The organism is Streptomyces candidus, from assembly GCF_014207445.1.
Classification (GTDB): Bacteria; Actinomycetota; Actinomycetes; order Streptomycetales; family Streptomycetaceae; genus Streptomyces; species Streptomyces candidus.
The window spans coordinates 1-2068 of the sequence record NZ_JACHEM010000059.1; the positions used below are offsets into that span (position 1 = coordinate 1).

A 2068-nucleotide genomic window follows, 5' to 3' on the forward strand; every position below is an offset into this window, starting at 1 on the left:
CTGGGAGATACGCGACGACATCCACGAAGCCTTCCTTACCCTCGGATGCGCACTCATCTGCTGGCGACGCCTGAAGTCATTCCGATAGGAGTTCTAAGACCGATGTCGTCTGTGAGGGCCTCGTCAACCTGCCTCTTGAGAGCGGCCCGTTCACCGTCGATGTCCCGGCCCTGCTATCACAGGCTCGGACCTCCTCACCAGGGAGCCATTCATTCGATCTCGTGGACTACCTGGACAACGACCCACACATGCCGTTGCTCGGTGAGCTCGATACTGCCCCGCCCGAGACGGCAACCTACGCGCCAGCGACACCGCCAGCCTGGTCACGGAGCGAATACCGTCCGTGACCCGGTTCGGACAAGGAACCGGTAGTTGCCCGCGGCGACCTCGGCCCGCGCGCGAGCGGCCGCGGTCGAAGGCATCCGGATCTCTCTCGAATCCGATCCCGCACGGGGCAAGGAAGTACCCGACTCTGGCCCAGGCTCGTCGTCGTACGTGGTGGAGCTGTTGCCCGAGGAGACCGGCGGACGCGGGATTAGCGTCCTGAACCGTTACGACGTCAGTCTCGACGCCGTGCTGATCACGTGCCTGGTGGCCGGACCGTGACCGCCGGTCTGCCCCTCCCGCTCTGCGAACTCCGCAACACCTCGATGCGCCGCCTCCGTGCCGAGCGCGGCATGCGCACGCCCGCCTCGCAGTGATCCCCCCGTGGCCGCGAGCACGCGTGTCACTGCGGCGTACGGGGCTAAGGTGCCAGCGCGGCACTATGCGCTGATGGTGTTCGGCGCCATGGACCTTGGCACTGAAATCATCCGTGCAGTAACTGGCGGACGCTCCGGCGCAGCGGCGACGAACTGCCCGCGCCCTCTGGACCGGGCCCAGCGAACCCGCCCCGCGATGACGACCGCTCACCGTAGCCGTCACGGATGCTCTCGACGGACTCGGCAGTACCGCCGTCCTGGGCGCGGCCGTCACCGACCGGAGGGGAGAACGGGCGTGGCGTTCAGCCCGCTCCGATGTTGATCCTGCATCTTTTAGATGAATGAGTCCGATGTCTTCAGTGGTCGTAGGCGATCAGGGAGCGTTTGACTGCGGCGTCGGTGGTCCAGTTGTGCCAGATGCCAGCGGCGAGGGCGAGGAGTCGTTGGCCGGTGCGGGCGAAGACTCCGGCCGGGGTTCTGCCACCGTGCTGTTCGAGGCTGAGCTGGCCTTTGAGGGTGTCGATGACGGCCTCGATCCACTGCCGCACCCGGGCGATTTTCCCGTACAGCGTGCAAACCCGGGCCCTGCACGCCTACCTGCGCTGGCGAAATACCACCACCCGCCACCCCGACATCCTCGCGGCGCAGCGTCGCGAACGTGCCCGCGTCCGAAACGAGAAGGGTATCCGCTGGGGCGGACGTCCCTTGCCGTCGCAACCTGAACGATTCGACGAATCCATGCGGTCGCGGCCCGAACGTGCAGGAGAGCACCGGGCAGACGGATCACTCGCGCGTACGGCCTGACGCGGGCGAGGCGAGCATCGCTTTGAGGATGCGTTGCAGCTCAACGCGGTCCTGGGGGGTGACCCTCGCCAACCTGCGGTCGTACTCCGCCGCGAGAGCTGCAAGTGCTCGATCGCGTGCTTGCGTGCCCTCAGCGGTCAGCACGAGCCGATGACGCCGCAAGTCCGCCTCGTCGATCTCGCGGCGGACAAAGCCCGTGGCGACGAGGTTGCGAACGTAGACCGTCACGCTCGCCTTGGGCAGCAGCAGCGCAGTCGCGATCTCAGCCGGGTACGGCGATGCCTCCACCTCGGCCAGGACGAAAAACTCCTTCGTCTCCAACCCGAGCTCGGCCAGCTCCCTCGTGCAGGCATCCAGCACAACACCCAGCAGCCGCTGGTTCAGCGTCCACAGCTGCGCCCCGTCGACTGACATCGACCCTCCATCCAGGTAATACAGTTTCGTATTAGTTTCAGATCGTACAAGATTGACGAGACGCGGTCCTGGGGCATCGATGTGCCCCAGGTCATCGCCGACGGCGGCTACGGGGACACCGCCGCCTTCCGGCTCGGCCTGGAGGAACG

2 protein-coding genes and 3 pseudogenes are annotated in these 2068 nt (G+C 66.2%); 3 read left to right on the top strand and 2 right to left on the bottom strand.

All coding sequences use genetic code 11. From position 1 onward, the window contains the following. Positions 1-372 precede the first annotated feature (372 nt). On the top strand, positions 373-606 hold the full coding sequence (locus tag HNQ79_RS33125) for a hypothetical protein (protein WP_185036695.1): 234 nt from the start codon (positions 373-375) through the stop codon (positions 604-606). Between the two features lie 451 nt (positions 607-1057). On the opposite strand, the pseudogene HNQ79_RS33130 reads toward HNQ79_RS33125, so the two are convergent. Continuing rightward, positions 1058-1249: pseudogene (locus HNQ79_RS33130) on the bottom strand (IS982 family transposase); the annotation flags it as partial. A 16-nt stretch (positions 1250-1265) separates the two neighbouring features. On the opposite strand from HNQ79_RS33130, the pseudogene HNQ79_RS34695 reads away from it, so the two are divergent. Next, positions 1266-1403, top strand: a pseudogene (locus HNQ79_RS34695) (IS630 family transposase); the annotation flags it as partial. A gap of 81 nt (positions 1404-1484) precedes the next feature. On the opposite strand, the gene HNQ79_RS33135 reads toward HNQ79_RS34695, so the two are convergent. Further along, positions 1485-1919 (bottom strand): MarR family winged helix-turn-helix transcriptional regulator, encoded by a 435-nt coding sequence (locus HNQ79_RS33135; RefSeq protein ID WP_185036696.1) that lies wholly within the window; start codon positions 1917-1919, stop codon positions 1485-1487. A 51-nt stretch (positions 1920-1970) separates the two neighbouring features. Here HNQ79_RS33135 and HNQ79_RS33385 point away from each other — a divergent pair. Beyond that, positions 1971-2068: pseudogene (locus HNQ79_RS33385) on the top strand (transposase); the annotation flags it as partial.